The 1,450-nt window shown below is 72.1% G+C and carries 1 protein-coding gene; it reads left to right on the top strand.

The window, feature by feature from the left end; translation table 11 throughout:
- The first annotated feature begins 587 nt into the window (after window positions 1-587).
- A complete protein-coding gene (locus tag ACFV6I_RS27100; RefSeq protein WP_380428163.1) occupies window positions 588-1,106 on the top strand; it encodes a DUF6879 family protein in 519 nt (172 codons plus the stop codon).
- Window positions 1,107-1,450 lie beyond the last annotated feature (344 nt).

Raw genomic sequence — 1,450 nt, 5'->3', positions numbered from 1 at the left:
GGGGGCCGTGTCTGGGGCCCCCCCGTTCTCCGGCCGCTGGGGGGGGGGCTCCACCTGGACCGCGGGGCGCCCCCCGCGTACGGGGGGGGGGCGCCCGGGGCGGCCGGACCTCAGGGCCGCCATCCGCCGACACCCTCCACTTCCACTCGCCTCGGCACCATACGGCGGTTTCTAGGGGCCTTTCGCGTGTTCTGGGCCTGTTGGAATCCAACAGGCCCAAGGGCAACGCCGGCCGTGGGATACGTCCGGCTCATCTGCGGCTCTGGCCGGGTTCGTGCAATGTCGTGCATGCCGGGTTGTGATTCTGATTCGCAGGGTTGACGGTGGTGCGCGTCCTCGCAACTCCGCAGACGTTGGAGATCGTCACGGCACTGGGTTTCGTGGGCATCGACCCCGGCACGGGCGGCGGAGGTCATCGTGCAGAACTGGGCGGCCGATGACGCGCTCTGCGAGAAGATCGCAGGGACCGGGTGGGTTCCCGGCCGCACGCTCGGGATTCCCGCTCGGGATTCCCGCTCATGAGTCCGTGATCCGGATACCGGCCCGCATGGCGCCGATCCTGAAGGAGGCTGTCGAACGTGTCGAACATGCCCGACTTCGCCGCGCTGCTGAGGAGCGCTCAGAGGACCGCGGTTCATCTGGAGATGCGTGACGCCTACGCCGTGGGCGACGAGGCCGAGGAGATCGACCGCTTCGCCCGCACCGGCGGGATCGAGCTGGACCCCGAAGCGTCGTGGTGGCCCGAGTGGCTGGGACTCGTCCGCGAGACGGTCGGTCGTGGCGTGGTCATGCGGCGGGCCCGGATCGTGTCCGAGCCGGTGACCGACTACATCCGGTGGGAGCACGCGGTCACCCCGATGAACCTGGCGGCCGGGGAACTGGTTCGGTGGCTGCCGAGGAGTCAGGCGTCGGACATCGCGCTGCCGGGGAACGACTTCTGGCTGATCGACGACAAGCTGGTGCTGTTCCACTTCTTCACCGGGTACGGCGACTGGGCCGAGCCCGGGTTCGCCTTCTTCGAGGACTCCGCGACGGTTCGTCTCGTCTCCTGCGCGTTCGAGGCTGTGTGGGAGCGTGGCACCCCGCACGACAAGTTCAGCGTCTGACCTGCCTTTACCTGCGAACACCGGACTGCCCGCCCCTCCTGCGGCGAACGCGTCAGCCCATCGACACGATGGGGTGGTCGCCAACCGGTTGCCGGAGGCCGGGAAGGAAAGGCGGGGCGGCGCCGCGTTTCCTGGCCTGGGGGCCCCCGCGGCGGGGGGGGGCCCCGGCGGGGGGTCGCGCGGCCCCCCGGCCATCGCGGGGGTTACCCTCGCCTTGGGGGGGGGCGCCCGCGCGCCGCGGCGCGGGGGGGGCGGGGCCCCCCGCGGGGCGGGCCCGCCTGCGGGGCGCCCACGGCCGCGTCGACCTCGCCGGTGGTGGCCAGGGCGACCTGCTCGACCACGCT

The organism is Kitasatospora sp. NPDC059803, from assembly GCF_042732255.1.
Classification (GTDB): Bacteria; Actinomycetota; Actinomycetes; order Streptomycetales; family Streptomycetaceae; genus Kitasatospora.
The sequence above is the reverse complement of the archived record's forward strand: the minus strand, read 5'-3'. Positions and strand labels throughout refer to the sequence as shown.